The following is a 21178-nucleotide window of genomic DNA, read 5'->3' on the forward strand; positions in this document are numbered from 1 at the left end:
GCCGGCACGCCGGCGGCCCATTGCCCGCATCGCGCCACATAAGGCCGATCGTCAGCGGCGCGTGCGGCGCGCCCATTCCCCCACTATTGCCCTTTGTCACGGATGATGACGGCAGGCGCTTGACAAAGTGAACGTTCACGCGCATTCGTTGCGCAAGTTGAGAACGTTCACAAACCGTGCGCCAAAGCGACGGGGTGAAAACGGGGAGAGGGATCTGATGAGCACAAGCTGCCATTCTTTGCGCGCGCGCCTGGTCTGGGGGGCTTCGGTCATGGCAATGGGCCTGGCCGCTGCGCCTGCCCTGGCGCAGGAAGCCGCGCCCAGCACGCCGGCCGCAGCACCGCAGGGCGCCACCACGCCCGAAGCGCCGGCCGAAAGCGCGATCGTCGTCACCGGCATCCGCGCCAGCCTTTCGGCCGCCGCCGATATCAAGCGCAGCGCGCAAGGCGTGGTCGATGCGATCTCGGCCGAAGACATGGGCAAGTTCCCCGATACGAACCTGGCCGAATCGCTTCAGCGCATCACCGGCGTGTCGATCGATCGTTCCAACGGCGAAGGCTCCACCGTCACGGTTCGCGGCTTCGGCCCGGAATTCAACCTGGTGCTGCTCAATGGCCGCCAGATGCCCACGTCCAGCCTGGGCGATGGCGCCAGCGCGCCGTCCACCCGCAGCTTCGACTTTGCCAACCTCGCGTCCGAAGGCGTCGCCGGGGTGGAAGTCTACAAGTCGGGCCGGGCCACGCTGCCGACCGGCGGTATCGGCTCGACCATCAATATCAAGACCCCGCGCCCGCTCGATCGGCCCGGCCTGCACGGCAGCCTGGCGATCAAGGGCATGATCGACACGTCGCGCAACCAGGGCAGCCCCATCACGCCCGAAGTGTCGGGGATTCTCAGCGACACCTTTGCCGACGGCAAGATCGGCGTGCTGGTCACCGGCGTGTGGCAAAAGCGCAAGGCGAGCAACAACCAGGCCAATGTCGGCTGGCGGGACGGCTATCTCGGCTCGGAAAACAACTGGGGTTCGCTGCCGCAGGAAGGCGATCCGCGCTATGCCAATATCGTCAACCGGCCCGGTCCCAACGATGTCTACCAGGTGCCGCAGAACGCCAGCTATGACATCACCGACATCGACCGTGAGCGCATCAATGGCCAGCTCGTGCTCCAGCTGCGCCCCACCGACACGCTGACCGCCACGTTCGATTACACCTATTCGCAGAACACCGTCCGCGCGCGCACCAACAGCGTGGGCATCTGGTTCAATTTCAACGACGTTTCCAGCCAGTGGACCGATGGTCCGGTTGCCGGCCCGGTGTTCTATGCCGAACACTTCGGCGCCAGCGAGGGCAAGGACTTGTCCTACAGCGCGGCGCTGACCGAAAACCGCACGGTCAACCGCTCGATCGGCGGCAATCTCAAGTGGGACGGCATCGATCGCCTCACGCTGGAGCTGGACGCCCACCATTCGACGGCCGAATCCAAGCCCAACAATCCTTATGGCACCAGCGTCTCGGTGGGGACGGCGGTGTTCGGCGTGGCCGACCAGAAGATCGATTTCACCCATGATCTGCCGGTCATTTCGGTCGGGATGAACTCTGGCATCGACGCGCTCGATCCGGCGAACATCACGCCCACGGGCAATGCCTTCCGCAACGCCTATTTCCGCGACGAGATCAACGAAGCGCGCCTTTCCGGCCACTTCCAGTTCGACAGCGGCGTGATCGACAGCCTCGATTTTGGCGCCAACTATACCGAGAACAAGGTGCGGTCGGCCTATGGCTATATCCAGCACGATACCTGGGGCGGCTCGCTGCCGGCCAGCCAGACGCCCGACGACCTGTTCAGCCGCGTTTCCGTGCCCGACAAGTTCAGCGGCGTTTCCGGTGCCAACGATCCCAACATCATCAAGCAGTTCTATACCTTCAATTTCGAAAAGATGGTGAGCCTGCTCGACAGCAAGAACCAGATCTGCGGCGGCACCGGCAATTGCCTGGCGCCCTACACGGTCGATCGCCGCATCAAGGAACGCACCATCGCGCCCTTTGTGCAGGTGAATACCAAGTTCGACCTGCTGGGCCGCGAGGCGCATTTCCGCGCCGGCCTGCGCTATGAAAACACCCGCGTGACCTCCTCGGCGCTGGTGCCGATCCCCACCGGCACGCAGTGGGTTTCTGCCAACGAATTCGGCCTGATCTATGGCGGCAGCAGCGATTTCACCACGTTTGCCGGCAGCTATGACAATTTCCTGCCCGCGTTCGATTTCGACATGCAGCCGGCGCGCAACGTCAAGTTCCGCGCGTCCTACAGCCAGACGATCACCCGTGCCGACTATGCCAGCCTCCAGGGTGGCCGCACGCTCGACCAGCTGTTCCGCATCGGTGGCGGCACCGGCAGCCAGGGCAATCCCGGCCTGCTGCCCTACAAGTCCAAGAACATCGACCTCAGCCTGGAGTGGTACTACGCGCCGACGAGCTATGTCTCGGTGGGCTTCTTCAACAAGAACGTGTCGAACTTCATTTCCTCGGCCCGCGTCGATACCGGCGCCTTCGGCCTGACCAACCCGGCCAGCGGCCCGCGCTACCAGGCGGCCATCGCCGCGCTCGGTGCCGATGCCAGCACGGCTGCGATCCGCAACTACATCTTCCAGCACTACCCGGAATCCTCGCAGATTACCGGCACCGACGCGAGCGGCAACCTCACCGGCAACATCTTCGGCACGCCCCAGGATGCGGCGGTCAATTTCCAGATCACCACGCCGGTCAACTCGTCGCAGACCGCGCGGCTCTATGGCTGGGAATTCGCCATCCAGCACACGTTCTGGAACACCGGCTTCGGCACGATCCTGAACTACACGATCGTGCGCGGCGATGCGACGTACGACAACACCAAGCCGTCCAGCGTCACCCAGTTCGCGCTCACCGGCCTGTCCGACAGCGCCAACGCGGTGCTGTTCTATGACAAGCACGGCTTGCAGGCCCGCGTTGCCTACAACTGGCGCGCGCAGTTCCTCTCGGGCACGGGGCCCAACCCCTATTACGTGGAGCCCTATGGCCAGGTCGATGCCAGCGCCAGCTGGGAATTCCGCAAGGGCTTCACGGTCTTTGCCGATGCCATCAACCTGACCAACCAGGGCCGGCGGGGCCACTTGCGGTCGGACAACAACGTGTTCTTCGCGTCGAGCGGCTATGCCCGCTATTCCGCCGGTTTCCGCGTCAACTTCTGACGCGGCCCTCCCCGCCCGGCCGGCTTGCGCTGCCCTGCAAGCCGGCCGGGTGGTCCCTCCTGCCATTGGCTTGATCCCGCCAGCCGCAGGTGGAACAAGGGCGCAAACAGCCGTTGAACGAGGATGCCAGCACCGTGACCAGCAGCAGCCATGCCCTGCTCGACAATGCCACCCATCGCGATCTGACCGTGGCCACCGGCGCGGGCGCGCAGTGGGGCGATGGCGTGATGGGGTGCCTGGTGGTGCCGGCCGAATTCCGCGCGGTGGCCGCGCATTATCCCATCGTGTTCCGCCGCGATCCCGAAACCGGCCGCTTTGCCCCGCTCGCCCTGTTCGGGTTCGAACAGGCTGAGAACCTGTTCCTGGCCGATGCGCGCTGGGACGCGGCCTATGTGCCGCTGGCCCACGCGGTCCAGCCCTTCCTGATCGGCCGCACCGCCCATGCCGACGATGTGCCCCAGGTGCATATCGACCTGGCCCATCCCCGTGTCGGCGCGCCGGCTGGCCAGCGCCTGTTCGATGAAACCGGCGCCCCCACGCCCTATCTCGCCGCCAAGGCCGAGCAGCTTGGTGCGCTCGACGCCGGCTGGCGCGCCACGCCCGCATTCCTCGCCGCGCTCGAGGCGCACGACCTGCTCGAACCCTTTTCACTCGAAGTGCCCCTGGCCGAAGGCTCCACGCGAAGCCTGGTGGGCTATCACATCATTGCCGAAGAGCGCCTGGCCGCGCTCGATGGCGCGGCCTTGGGCGACCTCAACGTGCAAGGGCATCTCCTGCCCATCTACATGGCGGTGGCCGCGCTTGGCCGCTTTGCCGATCTCCTGGCACGGCGCTCTAATGCCTGAACATCCGCCATCCGTGCGCGAAGTGGCGGTGGTCGATGCCGCCGCGCTCGATGCCCTGCTGGCACAGGAAGCCACACCGTTCGTGGTGCGCGGCCTGGCCGCGCACTGGCCGTTGGTCCTGGCCGGGCGGGAAAGCGCGGCCGCAGCCCGCGCCCATCTTGCCGCCCACGCCCGCCCGCGCGCGTTCACCGTTTCGCACGCCGGGCCGCAGGCCGCTGGCCGCCTGTTCTACGATTCCCTTATGAAGGTCAATTTCGCCACCGCCCAGGAACCGCTGGACGCCATCTGGGCGCGGTTTGACGCGGCCGAGGCGGCGGCCGATGGCCGGCTGGTCTACATGGGCTCGATCGATATTCCCGGCTGGTTCGAAGGGCTGGACGCAGCCAACCCGATGCCGCTGGGCGAGCGACAGGCGCTGGCCAGCGTGTGGATCGGCACCGCCACCCGCGTGGCCGCGCACAACGATTTCCCGCACAACCTTGCGGTTTGCGCCGTGGGCGGGCGGCGCTTCACGCTGTTTCCGCCAGACCAGTTCGCCAATCTCCACCTAGGCCCGCTGGACAACACCCCTGCCGGCCGCGCCGTCAGCATGGTCGATCCCGATGCGCCCGACTTGGCGCGCCACCCCGGCTATGCCACCGCGCTGGCCCATGCGCAGGTGGCCGATCTCATCGCCGGAGACGCGCTGTTCATCCCCAGCGGCTGGTATCACGCGGTCGATGCCACGGCGCCGTTCAACGTGCTGGTCAATTACTGGTGGCGCGATACCCCGCGCTGGCTGGGCCAGCCCCAGGATGCGCTGATCCACGCGATCCTCGCGATCCGCGACCTGCCCGAAGCCGAACGCGCGCAATGGCGCGCCCTGTTCGAACACCATGTCTTTTCCGGCGGCGCTTCCGCGCGCGCCCATCTGCCGGCCGAAGGGCAGGGCATCCTCGCCCCACTCGACGCGGCCGCCGCCAGCCGCATCCGCGCTTTCCTGCTCAGGAGCCTCAGCCGATGACATCATCAACACCCCTGCGGCCAACACCCCTGCGCATCGTGGTGGCCGGTGGCGGCACCGCCGGCTGGATGGCCGCTGCCGCGCTGGCGCGCACGCTCGGCCCGGTGGCCACGGTCACCCTGGTGGAAAGCGAGGCCATCGGCACCGTGGGCGTGGGCGAAAGCACGATTCCCCCGCTGGTCACCTACAACCGCCTGCTCAATATTGCCGAAGCCGATTTCATGCGCGCCACCCAGGCCACGTTCAAGCTGGGCATCGCGTTCGAAAACTGGAAAGCGCAAGGGGCGCGCTATTTCCACTCGTTCGGCGGCACCGGGCGCGATCACTGGAGCGCCGGGTTCCAGCATTTCTGGCTGCACGGCCTCTCGCGCGGGCACACCGCGCCCTATGACGATTATTGCCTGGAACTCATGGCCGCGCAGGCCGGCCGCTTTGCCCATTTGCCCGATGGGCGGATGAACTATGCCTATCAGCTCGATTCCGCGCGCTATGCCGCGTTCCTGCGCGGCCTGGCCGAAGCCGATGGCGTCACCCGCATCGAAGGCCGCATTGCGCAGGTGGAACTCGATGGCGACAGCGGCGCCATCGCCGCGCTGAGCCTGGATGGCGACCGGCGCGTTGCTGGCGACCTGTTCCTCGATTGCACCGGCTTTCGCGCCCTGCTGATCGAAGGCGCGCTGCACACCGGGTTCGACGATTGGAGCCACTGGCTGCCCTGCGACCGCGCCATTGCGGTGCAGACCGCCAGCGTGCGCCCGCCCGTGCCCTATACCCGCGCCATCGCCCACGATGCCGGCTGGCAGTGGCGCATTCCATTGCAGCATCGCCAGGGCAACGGCATCGTGTGGTGCAGCCGCTATCTTTCCGAAGACGCCGCCCTGGAACGCCTGCTCTCCAGCGTGGAAGGCCAGGTGCTGACCGAACCCAACCGCATCCGCTTCACCACCGGCGCGCGGCGCCGGCAATGGGTGAAGAACTGCGTGGCGGTGGGTCTTTCGGGCGGGTTCATGGAACCGCTCGAATCCACCTCGATCCACCTGATCCAGCGCGCCGTGCTGCGCATCCTGCGCCTGCTGCCGGTGGGCCAGCGCCCCGATCCGGCCGACATTGCCGAATTCAACGAACAGCAGTGGACCGACATGGTCCAGATCCGCGATTTCCTGATCCTGCACTACAAGGCCACCGAGCGGCGCGACAGCCCGTTCTGGCGCCACTGCGCCGGGATGGACGTGCCCGAAAGCCTGGCCCATCGCATGGACTTGTTCGCCCGCACCGGCCGCGTGTTCCGCAATAACGAGGAACTGTTTGCCGAAAACAGCTGGGTACAGGTGATGATGGGGCAGGGCATCATGCCTTCCGGCCATCACCCGGTCGCGGCCAAGCTGCGCGACGAGGAACTGGAGCGCCTGCTCGCCGGCCTGCGTCGCGAAGTGGCCGAAACCGTGCGCGGGCTGCCCGGCCATGCCGCCTACGTGGAAAGCTATTGCGGCGCGCAGGCGGGCGCTGCGGCATGAGCGTGGCATTGGCCCTGCTGGCATCCGCCGCCGCCGCTGCCGCGCCAGAGGCGCCGGGGCCCGGCTGGCACCTGGTCTGGGCCGATGAATTCGATGGCACGGCGATCGATCCCGCGCGCTGGACCCTGGCCGACGATTGCTGGGGCGGTGGCAACCAGGAACGCCAGTGCTACACCCCGCGCCGCGCCAACGCGCACCTCGCCGATGGCCATCTGGTTATCACCGCCCGCAAGGAGGCCTGGCGCGGCCCGGCCTATCCGCAAGACCTGCGCGAAACCCCCGATAGGAACGCCGCGCGCGCCGAAAAGCCGTTCACCTCGGCGCGGCTGAGCACCAAGGACAAGGCCGCCTGGCGCTATGGCCGGGTGGAAGTGCGCGCGCGCCTGCCCGGCGGGCAGGGCAGTTGGCCGGCGATCTGGATGCTGCCGGCGGAAAGCCGCTATGGCCGCTGGGCCGCTTCGGGCGAGATCGACATTCTCGAAACGGTGAACCTGGGCGTGCCCTGCGCCACGTGCGCCGGCGGGAAAGAGGATCGTGCGCTCGGCACGATCCATTTCGGCGGCGTGCCCCCCGCCAACCGCCATGTGGGTTCGGAAACGCCGATCCCCGCGCCGGTCGACGGGTTTCACACCTATGCCGTGGAATGGGCGCCGGGCACGATCACCTGGAGCATCGATGGCGTGGCCTATGAAACCCGGCGCGCGGGCGAATGGTCCACCACCGGCAGCGCCGATCCGCTGGCGCCGTTCGATCGGCCGTTCTATCTGGTGCTCAACCTGGCGATCGGCGGCGGCCTGCCGGAAAGCCGCAACGGCGGCGGGGTGGACGAGCGCGGATTTCCACGCACGATGATGGTGGATTGGGTCCATGTCTGGCAAAGCGATGCCGACGCGGCCACCCGGCCGACCGCGAAGTAAGAGGATAGCAGCAGGATGGCGCGCCGTCGTCAGACCGTGACGATCAAGCACGTGGCCGCCGATGCCGGCGTCTCGCTGCAAACCGTCAGCCGGGTGATCAACAACGAACCCAACGTGCGCCCCGAAATGCAGGAGCGCGTGCGCGAAGCCATTGCCCGGCTCGGCTATGTCCCCTCGATCGCGGCGCAGCGGATGAGCGGCTCGCGCTCGTACCTCATCCTGGCGCTTAACGACCGCGATCGCACGATTGCCGATTGGCGCGCGCGCCAGGGCAGTGACTGGGTGGACCAGATGCTGCTGGGCGGGATGCTGCAATGCGCCGAACACGGCTATCGCATGATCTTCGAACTGGTCGATACCCACAACGACCACGTGGAGCGCGAACTGCTCGCCGCCATCGCCGCGCTGCAGCCCGATGGCGTGGTGCTGACCCCGCCCCATTCCGACAATCCGCTGATCGTGGGCGTGCTCACTCGCCAGGGCATTCCCTTTGCCCGCATCGGCTCGCTGGGGCAGGGCGGGGGCATCCCGCTGATCATGGACGATGAAGGATCGGCGCGAAAGGCAACGCAGGCCTTGATCGACCTGGGCCACCGCCGCATCGGCTTCATCGCCGGCAACCCGGAATACAGCCTCAGCCAGTGGCGCGTAGATGGCTGGCGCGCCGCCATGGGCGAGGCTGGCCTGCCCACCCACGGCCTTTTGGCGCACAGCGATTTCAGCTTCGCCACGGGCACGCAGGCGGCGCGGCAGTTGCTGGACCAAGGCGACGCGCCCACCGCGATCATCGCCAGCAACGACCAGACCGCGCTGGCCAGCCTCGATGTGGCCCACGCCATGGGCCTGGCCGTGCCGCAAGACCTCTCGCTGATCAGTTTCGACAACACGCCCGTGGTGCGCTTTGCCCGCCCAGCGCTTTCGGCGGTGGACCAGCCGGTGGCGCAAACCGTGGCCCGCGCGGTGGACCTGATCATTGCGGCGCAGCGCGACGGCACCGTGCCGACAGCGCCCGTGGTGGTGCCCGCCGGGCTGGTCATGCGCGAATCCGTGGCCGGCCCCAAGGCGACGACGGGTGGCTGAAGCCTCTACCGTGGCCGGCGTGCCCGCGCGCCATGGTGATTGGCCGTTCCTCTTGTGCTATGCTCTTGCCTGGGCTGGTGCCACGGCGGGCTACGGCCCGCTGCTCACCCTGCTGTTGCCGCTGCGCGTGGCAGAGCTGGCCGGCCCGGCGGCCGTGCCCTGGCTCGCCACGCTGACCTTCCTGGGCGCGGTTTCGGCCAGTGTGGCCAACATCGCCTGGGGCTGGGCCAGCGATCGCGCCGGCAGCCGCCGCGCCTGGGTGGCCGGCGGTCTGATGCTGTCGAGCGCGCTTCTGCTGGCCATGCCGCTGGCGACCACGCTGCCGGCACTGATCGTGGTGCTGGTCGCCTGGCAGGGCGGGCTCAACATGGTGCTGGGGCCGCTGGCGGCCTGGGCCGCCGATTGCGTGCCCGATCGGCACAAGGGCCTGCTGGGTGGGTTGCTGGCCTTTGCTCCGGCCTGGTCGGGCGCGGTGGGCGCCCTGGTCACTTTGCCCGATCCGCATCATGGCACCGGCAGCGGCTTTGCCGCGCGCGTCGCGGTGCTGGCGCTGATCGTGGCCGCATCGATCCTGCCGCTGCTGCTGATGAACCCACGCGCCATGCCCGCTGCAACGGCGGCGCCTGTGTCGCTGGCCCCGGTGGTTCCGCCGCCGCCACGCCCGGTGCGCCGCATGTGGCTGGCGCGGCTGCTGGTGCAACTGGCTGAAGCGACGTTGTTCGCGTTCATCGCCTATTGGTTCCTGGCGCTCGATCCCACGATGCACGCGGCCACCATGGCGCGCATCTATGGCCTGCTGCTGGCGCTCTCGGTGCCGCTGGCGCTGCTGGTGGGCCATTGGGCCGATCGCCGCGCGCGGCCCTGGCGCCCCTTGGGCGCGCTCGCCGGCCTGATCGCGCTCGGCCTGCTGGTCATGGCGCTGGCGCCGGGCAAGGGCGTGGCGCTGGCCGGCTATGCGCTGTTCGCCCTGGCCATGGCGGTGTTTCTGGCGTTGCATAGCGGGCAGACCTTGCGCGTGCTGCCCCGGCCAGACCGGCGCGGGCGCGATCTTGGCCTGTTCAATCTCACCAACACCGTGCCTTCGCTGATTGTGCCCTGGCTCGCGGTGGTGCTGGTGCCCACCATGGGCTTTGGCGCCCTGTTCCTGGTGCTGGCCGCCTGCGCCGCGTTGGCCGGGCTGCTGCTACTGTCCATCCGAACCGGCTGACCCGCCCATCACACGGCAGTTGATCTGGCCGCCGGGCCATGTCACAAGCTGCAATTGAGAACGTTCACAATATCGCCCGAGCGAGAGGATGATACCCATGACCAAGCGCCCCGCGCTGCTTGCCGCCCCTGCTTTCCTGGCCCTGCTGGCGCCTTTCACCCCCGCCGCCGCCGCGCCGGTAGAGGAGGCTGTCGCCCATCCCGCGCAATGGCCCGCCGCGCATAGCCCGGCCGCCATCACCGATCCCGCCACCGAAGCGCGCATCACCGCGCTGATGAAGCGCATGACCCTGGCGCAAAAGATCGGCCAGATGATCCAGGGCGATATCAGCGCGGTCACTCCGGCCGATCTGGCGCGCTACCCGCTCGGCTCGATCCTCGCGGGCGGCAACAGCGGCCCTTATGGCAACGAGCGCGCCGGCGGGGCGGACTGGGCACGGCTGGTGGGCGAATATCGCGCGGCCTCGGTCAAGGCGGGGGCAGGGATCCCGATCATCTTCGGCGTCGACGCCGTCCACGGCCACAGCAACCTGCCCGGCGCCACCATCTTTCCGCACAATATCGGCCTTGGCGCGATGCACGATCCCGCGCTGGTGCAGCGCATCGGCGCGGCCACGGCGGCCGAGATCGCCGCCACCGGGATCGAATGGACCTTTGCCCCCACGCTCGCCGTGCCGCAGGACTTGCGCTGGGGCCGCAGCTATGAAGGCTATGCCGCCGATCCGGCGCTGGTTGCCGCCTATGGCCGGGCAATGGTCACGGGCCTGCAAGGGCCGCTGCGCGCCGGCAAGGCGGTGGATAGCGCGCATGTCGCGGCCACGGCCAAGCACTATCTGGCCGATGGCGGCACCCACGATGGCAAGGACCAGGGCGATGCCCGCGTGTCCGAAACCGAACTCGTCGCGCGCCACGCCCAGGGCTATCCCGCCGCGATCGATGCCGGCGCGCTGACCGTCATGGCCAGCTTTTCCAGCTGGAACGGGGTCAAGAACCACGGCAACCGCACCCTGCTCACCGATGTGCTCAAGGGCCGCATGGGCTTTGGCGGGTTCGTGGTGGGCGATTGGAACGGCCATGGCCAGGTCGATGGCTGCACGGTCACGTCGTGCGCGGCCAGCTTCAACGCCGGGCTGGACATGGCGATGGCGCCCGACAGCTGGAAGGGCCTGTTCGATGCCACCCTGGCCCAGGCGCAGCGGGGCACGATCCCCATGGCGCGGATCGACGATGCCGTGCGCCGGATCCTGCGCGTGAAGTTCAAGCTGGGCCTGATGGGCGCGGCGCCGATCCAACGCGGCGCGGCGGGCGAACTGGGCGCGCCGGCCCATCTTGCCGTGGCGCGCGAAGCGGTGGCCAAATCGCTGGTCCTGCTGAAGAACAACGGCGGCGTCCTGCCGTTGAAGCCCGGCGCCAAAGTCCTGATCGCCGGGCCGGGGGCCGATTCCATGGCGATGCAGGCGGGCGGCTGGACGATCACCTGGCAGGGCACCGACACCACCGCCGCCGATTTCCCGCGCGGCCAGACCATCGGCCGCGCCCTGGCCGATGCGCTGACCAAAGTGGGCGGCACGGCCACCCTCGCGCCCGATGGGCAGTTCGCGCAAAGGCCCGATGTGGCCGTGGTCGTCTATGGCGAGGCGCCCTACGCCGAATTCCAGGGCGACGTGGCCAACCTGGCGTTCCGCCCGCGCCATGGCGAAGACGCGCTGGTCGCCCGGCTCAAGGCCCAAGGCATTCCCGTGGTGTCGCTGTTCCTTTCGGGCCGCCCGCTGTTTGCCGGGCCACTGCTCAATGCCTCCGATGCCTTCGTCGCGGCCTGGCTGCCCGGCACGCAGGGGGCCGGGGTGGCCGATGTCCTGGTGGCCAGGGCCGATGGCCAGCCAGCGCGCGATTTTGCCGGCACCCTGCCGTTCCCCTGGCCCGCCGATGCGCGCTCTCCCGTCACCGCGCCGCTGTTCCCGGCAGGCTATGGCCTGACTTATGCCCATGCCCAGCCGGTGGGCGCGGTGAACGAGGATCCGCGCGTCGATCTTTCGGCGGCGGCCAGCGACAACCTGTGGTTCAACCGTGGCGTGGCGCCGTCGCCCTGGCACCTGGGGCTGGACAATGCCGTTACCGCGCGCTCGGTCGATCTGGCCGCGCAGGAAGATGCGCGGCGCTTCACCTGGGCCGCACCGGGCGCGCTTGCCATCGACGGGCCGCCGATCGATCTCACCCGTCAGGCCGACGAAGGCTTTGAAGTCAGGCTGGATTGGCGGATCGATGCCCTGCCGGCCGGGCCGATCAAGGTTTCGGTTGGCACGGGCAGCCTGGATGTGGCATCGCTCCTGCGTCTTGCGCCGCAGGGGGCCGTTACCCAGACACGCATTCCGTTGCGCTGTTTCGCCGATGCCGGTGCTGATCTGAAACAGGTCGGCACGCCGCTTCGGATCACGGCGCCGCAGGGGTTCGTCGTGACGCTCAGCAATGTGCGCGTAGAGGCAACTGGAAGCGTCGTTCCCTGCCCGCCAAAGGCGTGAGGGAGCGTTAGGAGAGAAATCATAATGGCCCTTGCCCCCGATCTTGCTGCGGGCGCCCATCCCGACGGCCCGGACGGAGCCGCCCATATCGACGCCCCGCAACTGCAGGTCTTCGTCATTGGGTTGTTCTTCATCTTCGGCGGGATCACGTCGCTCAACGACGTGATCATTCCCAAGCTCAAGGAGCTTTTCACGCTGAACTACACCCAGGCGATGCTGGTGCAGTTCTGCTTCTTCACCGCTTATGCCGTCATCGGCATCCCCGGCGCCCGCCTGGTCAAGCGCATCGGCTATATGCGCGGCGCCGTGGTCGGCCTGCTGACGATGATGGCCGGCTGCCTGCTGTTCATTCCTGCCTCGCAAAGCGCCACCTATGGCGTGTTCCTGCTGGCGCTGTTCGTGCTGGCCAGTGGCGTGGTGGTGGTCCAGGTCGTGGCCAACCCGCTGATCTCGCTGCTCGGCCCGGCACGCACCGCATCGAGCCGGTTGACCTTTGCCCAGGCGTTCAATTCGCTGGGCACCACGCTGTTTCCCTGGTTCGGCGCCGCGCTGATCCTGGGCAGCCTGGCCAAGGTTTCGGCCGCTGATCTCACCGGCCCCGCGCTCGATGCCTATCGCACGGCGGAAAGCGGCGCGATCGTCAAGGGTTACATCGGCCTGGCCATCGCGCTGGCGATCGTGGCGGCCGTGGTCTGGTCGTTCCGCAACCGCCTGCCCGTGGAAAAGCACACCGAAAGCGGCGGCCTTGCCGGGCTCGACCTGCTCAAGCGTCCGCGCTTCGGCTTTGGCGCGCTGTGCATCTTCCTCTATGTCGGCGCGGAAGTGTCGATCGGCTCGCTCATCGTCAACTATCTCCGCCAGGCGCATGTCATGGGCCTGGAAGAAGCGGCGGCGGGCAAGCTGATCAGCGTCTACTGGGGCGGGGCGATGGTCGGCCGCTTCATCGGTTCGGCCGTGCTGCGCCAGGTTTCGCCGGGCAAGGCGCTCGCATTCAACGCCATTTTCGCGATCGTGTTGATAGCGTTGTCTACCCACACCAACGGCGTGGTTTCGGGCTATAGCCTGCTCGCCATCGGCCTGATGAACTCGATCATGTTCCCCACGATCTTCAGCCTCGCCTGCGAAAAGCTGGGATCGCGCGCGGCCGATGGTTCGGGCATCATCAACGTGGCGATCTTCGGCGGTGCGGTCCTGCCGCTGCTGACCGGCGGCGTGGCCGACGTGACGCACAGCCTGGCGCTGGCGCTGGCCATTCCGGCCGCCTGCTATGCCGTGATTGCATCCTATGGTTGGTACGCGCGCCGCCCGGCCGCCTGACAAACCTGCCAGTTGCATGCACGGGAAGGGGGTACGACCATAGGGTCGTGCCCCCTTTTTTGCACAACCGATGCGACCAAAAAGGCATTTGTGCCCATACCCCCGCTGGGCCATGGTGCCGCCAAACAGAAACACCGCGTTTGATGCGGGAGCAGGAGCGCCCTTGATGTCTCAGGCATTTGCCCTGACCGAAGACCAGCTTGCCATTCAGGACATGGCGCGCCGGTTCACCGCCGACGCCATCACCCCCCATGCTGCCCGCTGGGACGAAGACCACACGTTCCCGCGTGACGTGATCCACGCCACGGGCGAACTGGGCCTGGGCGGCATCTATGTTTCCGAAGCAGGGGGTGGCGTGGGCCTGGGCCGGCTGGAAGCGGCCCTGGTGTTCGAGGCGATGTCCTATGGCTGCCCCACCACCGCCGCGTTCCTGTCGATCCACAACATGGTCGCCTGGATGCTCGACAGCTATGGTTCGGCCGAGCTCAAGGCCCAGCACCTGCCGGGCCTTGTGGCGATGGACAAGCTGGGCTCCTATTGCCTGACCGAGCCGGGTTCCGGATCGGACGCCGCCGCCCTTGCCACCACCGCGCGGCGTGACGGCGATGACTATGTGCTCAATGGAACGAAGCAGTTCATTTCCGGCGGCGGGGTGAACGATGTCTACCTGATCATGGTGCGCACGGGAGACGAGAGCCCGCGCGGCATTTCCTGCTTCTTGGTGGAAAAGGACACGCCGGGCCTGTCGTTCGGTGCGCCGGAACGCAAGCTGGGCTGGAACGCCTCGCCCACCGCGCAAGTGATCCTGGAAAACGTGCGGGTGCCGGTGGCCAATCGGCTGGGGGCAGAGGGCCAGGGGTTCCGCATCGCCATGGCTGGCCTGGATGGCGGGCGGCTCAATATCGGCGCGTGTTCGCTCGGCGGGGCGCAGCGCTGCCTGGATGAAGCCATCGCCTATGTGAAGGAACGCCGCCAGTTCGGCCGCGCTATCGCCGATTTCCAGAACACCCAGTTCGTGCTGGCCGACATGGCCACCGAACTGGAGGCCGCGCGCGCGCTGCTCTATCTGGCCGCCGCCAAGGTCACCGCCGGCGCGCCCGACAAGACGCGCTTTTCCGCCATGGCCAAGCGCTTCGCCACCGATACCGGGTCCTCCGTGGTCGATCGCGCGCTGCAACTGTTTGGCGGCTATGGCTATCTGCGCGACTATCCGATCGAGCGGTTCTGGCGCGACTTGCGCGTGCACCGCATCCTGGAAGGCACCAACGAAGTGATGCGCATGATCGTGGGCCGGGACTTGCTGCAATGACCCCGGACGTTATCGTTCGTCGCGAAGGCTGCGCCGGCATTCTCTCGCTCAACCGCCCGCGCGCGATCCACGCGCTGACCCTGCCAATGGTCAAGGCGATGACCGATGCGCTGCTCGCCTGGCAAGACGATCCGGCGATCACCGCCGTGATCATCGACCACGCGCCCGCGCCCGATGGTGATCCCAAGCTCTCGCGCGGGTTTTGCGCCGGGGGCGACATCGCCCTGCTGCGCGGCTCTGCCCTGGAAGACGGCGGCGCCCGAGCGCGCGAATTCTTCTTCCACGAATATCGCCTCAACCACCTGCTGTTCACCTATGTAAAGCCGGTGGTGGCCTTCATGGACGGCATCACCATGGGCGGGGGCGTGGGCATTTCCCAGCCAGCGCGCTGGCGCGTGGCCACGGCCAAGACGCGCCTGGCCATGCCCGAAACCGGGATCGGCCTGTTTCCCGATGTCGGCGGCGGCTGGTATCTTTCCCGCCTGAAAGGCCGGCTGGGGCAATATCTGGCGCTGACCGGCGCAAGGCTGGACGGCGCGGAATGCCTGTGGGCCGGCCTTGCCACCCACTATCTGGAAGACAGCGCGCTGGCCCAGGCCAAGGCGCGCATTGCCGCCGGGGAAAACGTGGGCGAAGCGCTCGATGCGCTGGCCGGCACGCCTGGCCCGGCGCCGATCGCCGCGCAGGCCACTGCCATCGCACGCCATTTCCTGGCCAACAGCCTGCCCGAGATCCTGGCGTCCTTGGCGCGCGATCCAGCGCCGTTCGCCCAGGAAACCCTGGCCACGCTCGCCACGCGATCGCCCTTTTCCTGCGCAGTTTCGCTGCGGCAACTGGCGCAAAGCCTGGCGCTGCCCGATTTTGCCGCCAACATGGCGATGGAATACCGCGTGGGTGGGCGCATGATCATGCGGCCCGATTTTGCCGAAGGCGTGCGCGCGGTGATCGTTGACAAGGACAATGCCCCGCGCTGGAACCCTGCCAGCCCCGAAGGCGTGGCGGCGCCCGCGCTCGATGCGATCTTTGCGCCCCTGCCGCAGCAAGAGGAATGGACACCGCTATGAGCTATGAAACGATCCTGGTCGAAACCCAGGGGCCCGTCACGCTGATCACGCTCAACCGGCCCCAGGCGCTCAACGCGCTGAGCAGCCAGGTCCTGGCCGACCTGATCGCCGCCTTTGCCGCGTTCGAGGCCGATCCGGCGCAGCGCTGCGCGGTGCTGACCGGCAGCGGCGACAAGGCCTTTGCCGCCGGCGCCGACATCAAGGAAATGGCGGACAAGCCCGCTGCGCAATTCTTTGCCGAAGACTTTTTCGAAGGCTGGACCAGCAAGCTGGTCAAGGCCACGCGCAAGCCGTGGATTGCGGCAGTCAACGGCTTTGCCCTGGGCGGCGGTTGCGAATTGGCGATGATGGCCGATTTCATCATCGCCAGCGAGAATGCCAAGTTCGGCCAGCCGGAAATCAAGCTGGGCGTGGCGCCGGGCATGGGCGGTTCGCAGCGCCTGGCCCGCGCCGTGGGCAAGTCCAAGGCGATGGACATGTGCCTGACCGGCCGGATGATGGACGCCGCCGAGGCGGAGCGGGGCGGGCTGGTCAGCCGCGTGGTGCCGCATGGCGATCTGCTGGCCGAAGCGCTCAAAGCGGCACAGACCATTGCCGCCATGCCGCCGCTGGCCGCGCTGATGAACAAGGAAATGGTCAACCTGGCGTTCGAAACCACGCTGGACCAGGGCCTGCTGGCCGAACGCCGCATGTTCCAGGTGCTCACCGCCACGCAGGACAAGGCCGAAGGCATGAAGGCCTTCGTCGAGAAGCGTCCCGGCGTGTGGCAGGGGCGCTGAACCACAAAAAGACATAACGGGAGAGGCTGCCATGGCGGCAATTGCATTCATTGGCCTGGGCAACATGGGCGGCGGCATGGCCGCCAACCTGGCCCGAGCGGGGCACGTGGTCCGGGCTTTCGATCTTTCCGAAGCGGCCCTGGCTGCCGCGCAGGAGGCCGGTTGCACGGCCTGCACCACGGTGGCCGAGGCGGTCGCCGGGGCCGAAGTGGTGGTTACCATGCTGCCCAACGGCGCCATCGTGGGCCAGGTGATCGAGAACGAGGTGATCGGCAAGGCTCCGGCCGGCGCCTTGCTGATCGATTGCTCGACCATCGATGTCGCCACCGCCCGGCACCTGGCCGATGTGGCGGGTGCTGCTGCCCATCCCATCGTCGATGCGCCGGTTTCGGGCGGCATTGCCGCCGCGCGCGGCGGCACGCTCACGTTCATGGTCGGCGGCAGCGACGAAGCCTTTGCCGCCGCGCAGCCGATCCTGGCGGCGATGGGCAAGGCGGTGATCCATGCCGGCGGCGCCGGCGCCGGCCAGGCGGCCAAGATCTGCAACAACATGCTGCTCGGCGCCACGATGGTGGCCACCTGCGAAAGCTTCCGCCTGGCCGAGCGGCTGGGGCTGGACCTGCAGACCTATTACGACATCGCGTCCAAGGCCTCGGGCCAATCGTGGTCGATGACCAGCTATTGCCCGGTCCCCGGCGTGGGGCCGCAAACCCCGGCAGACAACGATTACCAGGGCGGCTTTGCCACGGCCCTGATGCTCAAGGATTTGCGCCTGGCCATGGGCGCCGCGCTGGACGCCGGCGCGCCCGTGCCGATGGGGCATTTGGCGGAAAAGCTCTATGCCGCCTTTGCCGCCGATGGCCATGCCGACAAGGATTTTTCAGCCATCATCAAGACGCTCTAGCGCACGCCGCGCCGCCTCAACCCGCCAGCGCGCGGCGGCGCTGCTTTTCGCGATACATTTCGGCATCGGCCAGGCGCAATGCATCATCGGGCGTGGCGGCGCGCGGGTCCACGCTGATCATCCCCAGGCTGGCACCGGGATAGTCGAGGACGCTGCCCGCAAGGTCGAACCGCCCGCACAGCAGCGGCGCCAGGCGCCCCCGCCAGGCCTGGATCGCGCCCGTGGCGTCGCTATCGAGCGGCGCGCCTAGGCCGATCACCACGAATTCATCGCCGCCCAGCCGGCCGACATGATCGGTGCTGCGCAGCCCGGCTTTCAACCGCTCGCCGATCGCGATCAGGAAGCGGTCCCCGGCATCGTGGCCATAGCTGTCGTTGATCAGCTTGAACCCGTCGAGATCGATGAACGCCACCAGCACCCCGCGCCCAACCCGCGCCGCCATGGCAAACAGGCCATCCATTTCCTTGAGAATGGCGCGGCGGTTTGGCAGCCCGGTGAGGGGATCGGTGTGGGATTGCCGCTCCAGTTGGCGATTGGCGGCGTGCAATTGCACAAGCAGGTCTTCGCGCTGGATCTGGCGCAGGATCAGTGCGCCGAACAAGGCCAGGATCTGCCGTCCTTCCTCGGTCACGGGCGTGGGCGTGCTGCTGGCGGCGCACAGCGTGCCGATCAGCGTGCCATCCTCTTGCCGCAACGGGGTGGTGACATACGTGCAGATGCCCAAGGCGCGCGCCGCCTCGCTTTCGGGCCAGCAGGCGGCGGCATCGGTGCAGACCAGGTGCCCCTGGTCCAGCGCGCGCTTGCACAGCGTATCTTCCCAAGGGACCGACAGGTTTTCGGGAATTTTCATCGCCTTGGCATTGCTGGCATAGAGAACGGTCTGCACGCCCGCCACCTCGTCCCCCCGCGTGAGATAGGTGCTTTCCAGCCCCGTCACCTTGTGCAGCAGGTCCAGCAACGGCCGAGTCAGTTCCTCAGTGGTGGCGGCACCCGCAACGGTTTCGGAAAGGCGGCTGAAAAGGCTGTCCATCGCGTAGGCCTCAATTCATCGGCAGGGTGACCCGCGCCTGGGGCGCATCGCGCAGGCGCAGGTGCAGCGCGCCGTCGGCCGGGCGCGGCACTTTAAGGCTCGATCCGGTAAAGCCGGGCTGCACGGTCACCGCGCGGGCGAAATCGCCATCGGCACCCACTGCGTCGAGCAGGAACAGGTTGCGCCCGGTCAGCGTGCAGGGCAGCGATCCGCCGCTGTCGCAGGCAAGGCTCGTGATGCGGGGCAGGCGGGCGAGCGTGGCCAGCGGTTGCCAACTGCCCAACTGGCCATCGCCCTTGACCAGGCGAAAGCGCAACGGACCAAAGCTGGCCGGGGGCAGATCGGCCGCGCGCATCGTGGCGACGAACACGGTGGGATCGCTGGCCATGAGGCCCTTGGCCGTGGTCAGGCGCAGGCCGGTCTGGCTGCTGGCCGGGGCCACCTCGATCGCGTCGTCGTTGGCAAGCTTGGTGTTGGCCCCGGCGCGCACGGAAAAGACCAGTTCGGCGTCTTCGGGCAGCAGGTCGTCGGCGGCAAAGCGCAACGAACGGATGCCCGCCGGCACCGGCGCGGCATTGACCGTGCGGCCGATCAGGTCGATGCGCGGCCGGGCCGGGCCGATCTTGATCGAAACGGCCTGCACGCGGCCATCGTCCAGCTTGATCTGCGCCTTGGCGGCCGTGCCGGCGTCGCCCGTGCGCGCGCCGTTGGCCGTGCTCAGGTGCAGGCGGTCGATCCGTCCGTCGCGGGTCAAGCCATCGGGCCGGAATTCCACGTCGCCCAGGCTCAGCGCGACCACCTGTTCCAGCCGCTGCCCGGTGATCATCGCCTCGCTGTCGCCGGCGCGGATATCGACTGCGTCGATCCGGCTGGTTTCCGCCCGCGCGCGCAAGGTGACGCTGGCCGGCATGCCCATGCCCTGCTGGCGCACATCAAGGTGCAATTCGCCGGTCTCGCCCTCTGCCAGCGGCACGGTGACGACCAGGTGCGTGGCATCGACGGCGCGGAACGTGACGCTGCGCGCCACTGCACTGTTGCCCACGCGCAGGCTGACATCTTCGACGCAGCCAGGGGCCGCGCCTTCCAGTGTTACGTCATTGTCGCGCCCGGCCACCAGCGGGCCGCTTGCCCCGGTCGCGGTCTTCCAAGGGCCGCCATCGGGGCGTTGCACCACATAGTCGGGCCCATCGAACGGATCGAATCCCCAGCGGCCGTGCATATGCATGCCCAGCGTCGCGCCTGGCGGCAGGGCGTCGGCCACCACGGCATAACCGCCCAGGTCGGCGCGCGAGCGCAGTGGAAATTCGCGTGTGGAGCCATCGGGCGCGGTCACTTTCACCGCCATGTCGTGGGCATAGCCGGTGGCAAAGACCAGCGGGGCCCCTTCCACCGGCAGCACCAGGTTGTTGTCGCGCGCGCAGATCGGCCCCTTGGTGGGATTGCGCAGTTGCGGCGGGCTGTCTGCGCCGATTGCCGGCATCGCCATGACCATGACCGACTTGGGCTTGTTGAACGAAGGCGCGGTATTGAGCTTGAGCGAGGCGGTCGGTCCGTGCAGTTCCGACAGGGTGGGTAGATAGTTGAACTGCGGATTGCTGAACGCGCCGAACACCTTGGCCAGATCGCGCACCACGCCGATATAGGGGCTGTAGACCCCCGCGCCGCCCTGCGTGGTGGTGCTGAGCGACAGCGCCAGCGTGGTGGGCGCGCCGGTCAGCGTGTCGGTCAGCGAATTGGTGTGGATGTCGCTGAGCACCAGGGTGTCGCGGTCGTCCACCAGGCACGAGGCCTGCTGGTCCACCACTTTCGACAGGCAATCCTCGTTGAGCTTGATCGACAGGCTGCGCGCCAGCGTGGGGGCCATGCGCTTGAGGTCTTCGGGATGGGTGGCATTGTCGCCATTGACCGCGCCGACGAACGCCATGAGGCGCGCATGGTCGAGCGAGGCCTGGTTGAGATCCTGGCTGGCGCGCACGAATTCGCCCGGCTTGCCACGCACCGCATCCACCAGCGTGCCTTGCGCGCCATTGGTTTCGGGCACGATCAGCACCACCATCTGCCGCGCGCCCTTGGGCACGGTCAGGTTCAGCGAATGCTCGGTCGCCTTGTCCTTCCATGTCCGCGCAACGCCGATCCATTCGCGCGGTGGCGGATTGGTGGCCCCGCGCAGAAACGCCGAAACCACCATCAGGCGCGCGCCCTGGTCGCCCGGCAGCGCGGCCGAAATCGTGAGGGAGTCGCCCTCGGCCAGGCTGGGCACGCTGCCCAGCGGCAGGTCCTGGCCGTTGCGGGTGACGATGACTTTCATATCCGGCCCGATCAGCTCGAACCGGGAATCGGCCGCCTGGGCACCGCCCGACGGCCATGCGGCAGCCAGCCCGGCCAAAGCCAGTGCCGAAGCGGTCGGTTGAAAACGCGTGAGGCCAGCGGCACGGCAACGGGAGGCAAGGAATCTGGCAAGCATCATC

The 21178-nt window shown here is 67.8% G+C and carries 15 protein-coding genes; 13 read left to right on the top strand and 2 right to left on the bottom strand.

Annotated features, from left to right (window positions below):
- Positions 1 to 217: 217 nt before the first annotated feature.
- The 13 genes from FHW94_RS01515 to mmsB all read left to right on the top strand — a co-directional run bounded on the left by FHW94_RS01515 (position 218) and on the right by mmsB (position 17680).
- A complete protein-coding gene (locus FHW94_RS01515) occupies positions 218 to 3223 on the top strand; it encodes a TonB-dependent receptor (protein ID WP_168554032.1) in 3006 nt (1001 codons plus the stop codon).
- A 134-nt stretch (positions 3224 to 3357) separates the two neighbouring features.
- Positions 3358 to 4068, top strand: coding sequence for a SapC family protein (locus FHW94_RS01520; RefSeq protein WP_168554033.1), 711 nt, complete (start codon positions 3358 to 3360; stop codon positions 4066 to 4068).
- Positions 4061 to 5071 (top strand): cupin-like domain-containing protein, encoded by a 1011-nt coding sequence (locus FHW94_RS01525; protein WP_168554034.1) that lies wholly within the window; start codon positions 4061 to 4063, stop codon positions 5069 to 5071. The genes FHW94_RS01520 and FHW94_RS01525 overlap by 8 nt, the downstream gene beginning before the upstream one ends.
- A complete protein-coding gene (locus FHW94_RS01530; RefSeq protein WP_210425435.1) occupies positions 5068 to 6585 on the top strand; it encodes a tryptophan halogenase family protein in 1518 nt (505 codons plus the stop codon). Before FHW94_RS01525 ends, FHW94_RS01530 begins: the two co-directional genes overlap by 4 nt.
- A complete protein-coding gene (locus tag FHW94_RS01535) occupies positions 6582 to 7502 on the top strand; it encodes a glycoside hydrolase family 16 protein (RefSeq protein ID WP_168554035.1) in 921 nt (306 codons plus the stop codon). The genes FHW94_RS01530 and FHW94_RS01535 overlap by 4 nt, the downstream gene beginning before the upstream one ends.
- Positions 7503 to 7517: 15 nt before the next feature.
- Positions 7518 to 8582 (top strand): LacI family DNA-binding transcriptional regulator, encoded by a 1065-nt coding sequence (locus FHW94_RS01540; RefSeq protein WP_168554036.1) that lies wholly within the window; start codon positions 7518 to 7520, stop codon positions 8580 to 8582.
- The gene (locus tag FHW94_RS01545; protein ID WP_349237416.1) at positions 8575 to 9789 is read left to right on the top strand and encodes an MFS transporter; all 1215 of its coding nucleotides are present in this window, start codon (positions 8575 to 8577) and stop codon (positions 9787 to 9789) included. The genes FHW94_RS01540 and FHW94_RS01545 overlap by 8 nt, the downstream gene beginning before the upstream one ends.
- A gap of 97 nt (positions 9790 to 9886) precedes the next feature.
- Entirely contained in the window at positions 9887 to 12307 is a 2421-nt protein-coding gene (locus FHW94_RS01550) for a glycoside hydrolase family 3 protein (RefSeq protein WP_168554037.1), read from the top strand.
- 24 nt (positions 12308 to 12331) lie between these two features.
- Positions 12332 to 13624 carry a sugar MFS transporter gene (locus tag FHW94_RS01555; RefSeq protein ID WP_168554038.1) on the top strand — a complete coding sequence of 431 codons (1293 nt, stop codon included), beginning with the start codon at positions 12332 to 12334 and terminating at the stop codon, positions 13622 to 13624.
- A 166-nt stretch (positions 13625 to 13790) separates the two neighbouring features.
- Positions 13791 to 14933 (top strand): acyl-CoA dehydrogenase family protein, encoded by a 1143-nt coding sequence (locus FHW94_RS01560; protein ID WP_168554039.1) that lies wholly within the window; start codon positions 13791 to 13793, stop codon positions 14931 to 14933.
- Positions 14930 to 15997 (top strand): enoyl-CoA hydratase/isomerase family protein, encoded by a 1068-nt coding sequence (locus tag FHW94_RS01565; protein ID WP_168554040.1) that lies wholly within the window; start codon positions 14930 to 14932, stop codon positions 15995 to 15997. Before FHW94_RS01560 ends, FHW94_RS01565 begins: the two co-directional genes overlap by 4 nt.
- Positions 15994 to 16776 carry an enoyl-CoA hydratase-related protein gene (locus FHW94_RS01570; RefSeq protein WP_168554041.1) on the top strand — a complete coding sequence of 261 codons (783 nt, stop codon included), beginning with the start codon at positions 15994 to 15996 and terminating at the stop codon, positions 16774 to 16776. The genes FHW94_RS01565 and FHW94_RS01570 overlap by 4 nt, the downstream gene beginning before the upstream one ends.
- A 13-nt stretch (positions 16777 to 16789) precedes the next feature.
- A complete protein-coding gene (gene mmsB / locus FHW94_RS01575) occupies positions 16790 to 17680 on the top strand; it encodes a 3-hydroxyisobutyrate dehydrogenase (RefSeq protein WP_348981776.1) in 891 nt (296 codons plus the stop codon).
- A 16-nt stretch (positions 17681 to 17696) separates the two neighbouring features.
- On the opposite strand, the gene FHW94_RS01580 is transcribed toward mmsB, so the two are convergent.
- Both FHW94_RS01580 and FHW94_RS01585 read right to left on the bottom strand, forming a co-directional pair.
- A complete protein-coding gene (locus FHW94_RS01580; protein ID WP_168554043.1) occupies positions 17697 to 18710 on the bottom strand; it encodes a sensor domain-containing diguanylate cyclase in 1014 nt (337 codons plus the stop codon).
- 10 nt (positions 18711 to 18720) lie between these two features.
- On the bottom strand, positions 18721 to 21177 hold the full coding sequence (locus FHW94_RS01585; protein WP_168554044.1) for a hypothetical protein: 2457 nt from the start codon (positions 21175 to 21177) through the stop codon (positions 18721 to 18723).
- Between the last annotated feature and the right edge of the window lies 1 nt (position 21178).

The organism is Novosphingobium sp. SG720 (genome assembly GCF_012275365.1).
In the GTDB taxonomy this organism is placed as follows: Bacteria; Pseudomonadota; Alphaproteobacteria; order Sphingomonadales; family Sphingomonadaceae; genus Novosphingobium; species Novosphingobium rhizosphaerae.

Excerpts from the sequence above, each read along its gene's own strand:
- FHW94_RS01515 (WP_168554032.1), top strand. The coding sequence starts at position 218 with ATGAGCACAAGCTGCCATTCTTTGCGCGCGCGCCTGGTCTGGGGGGCT.
- FHW94_RS01525 (WP_168554034.1), top strand. The coding sequence starts at position 4,061 with ATGCCTGAACATCCGCCATCCGTGCGCGAAGTGGCGGTGGTCGATGCC.
- FHW94_RS01530 (WP_210425435.1), top strand. The coding sequence starts at position 5,068 with ATGACATCATCAACACCCCTGCGGCCAACACCCCTGCGCATCGTGGTG.
- FHW94_RS01535 (WP_168554035.1), top strand. The coding sequence starts at position 6,582 with ATGAGCGTGGCATTGGCCCTGCTGGCATCCGCCGCCGCCGCTGCCGCG.
- FHW94_RS01540 (WP_168554036.1), top strand. The coding sequence starts at position 7,518 with ATGGCGCGCCGTCGTCAGACCGTGACGATCAAGCACGTGGCCGCCGAT.
- FHW94_RS01550 (WP_168554037.1), top strand. The coding sequence starts at position 9,887 with ATGACCAAGCGCCCCGCGCTGCTTGCCGCCCCTGCTTTCCTGGCCCTG.
- FHW94_RS01555 (WP_168554038.1), top strand. The coding sequence starts at position 12,332 with ATGGCCCTTGCCCCCGATCTTGCTGCGGGCGCCCATCCCGACGGCCCG.
- FHW94_RS01560 (WP_168554039.1), top strand. The coding sequence starts at position 13,791 with ATGTCTCAGGCATTTGCCCTGACCGAAGACCAGCTTGCCATTCAGGAC.
- FHW94_RS01565 (WP_168554040.1), top strand. The coding sequence starts at position 14,930 with ATGACCCCGGACGTTATCGTTCGTCGCGAAGGCTGCGCCGGCATTCTC.
- FHW94_RS01570 (WP_168554041.1), top strand. The coding sequence starts at position 15,994 with ATGAGCTATGAAACGATCCTGGTCGAAACCCAGGGGCCCGTCACGCTG.
- FHW94_RS01580 (WP_168554043.1), bottom strand. The coding sequence starts at position 18,710 with ATGGACAGCCTTTTCAGCCGCCTTTCCGAAACCGTTGCGGGTGCCGCC.
- FHW94_RS01585 (WP_168554044.1), bottom strand. The coding sequence starts at position 21,177 with ATGATGCTTGCCAGATTCCTTGCCTCCCGTTGCCGTGCCGCTGGCCTC.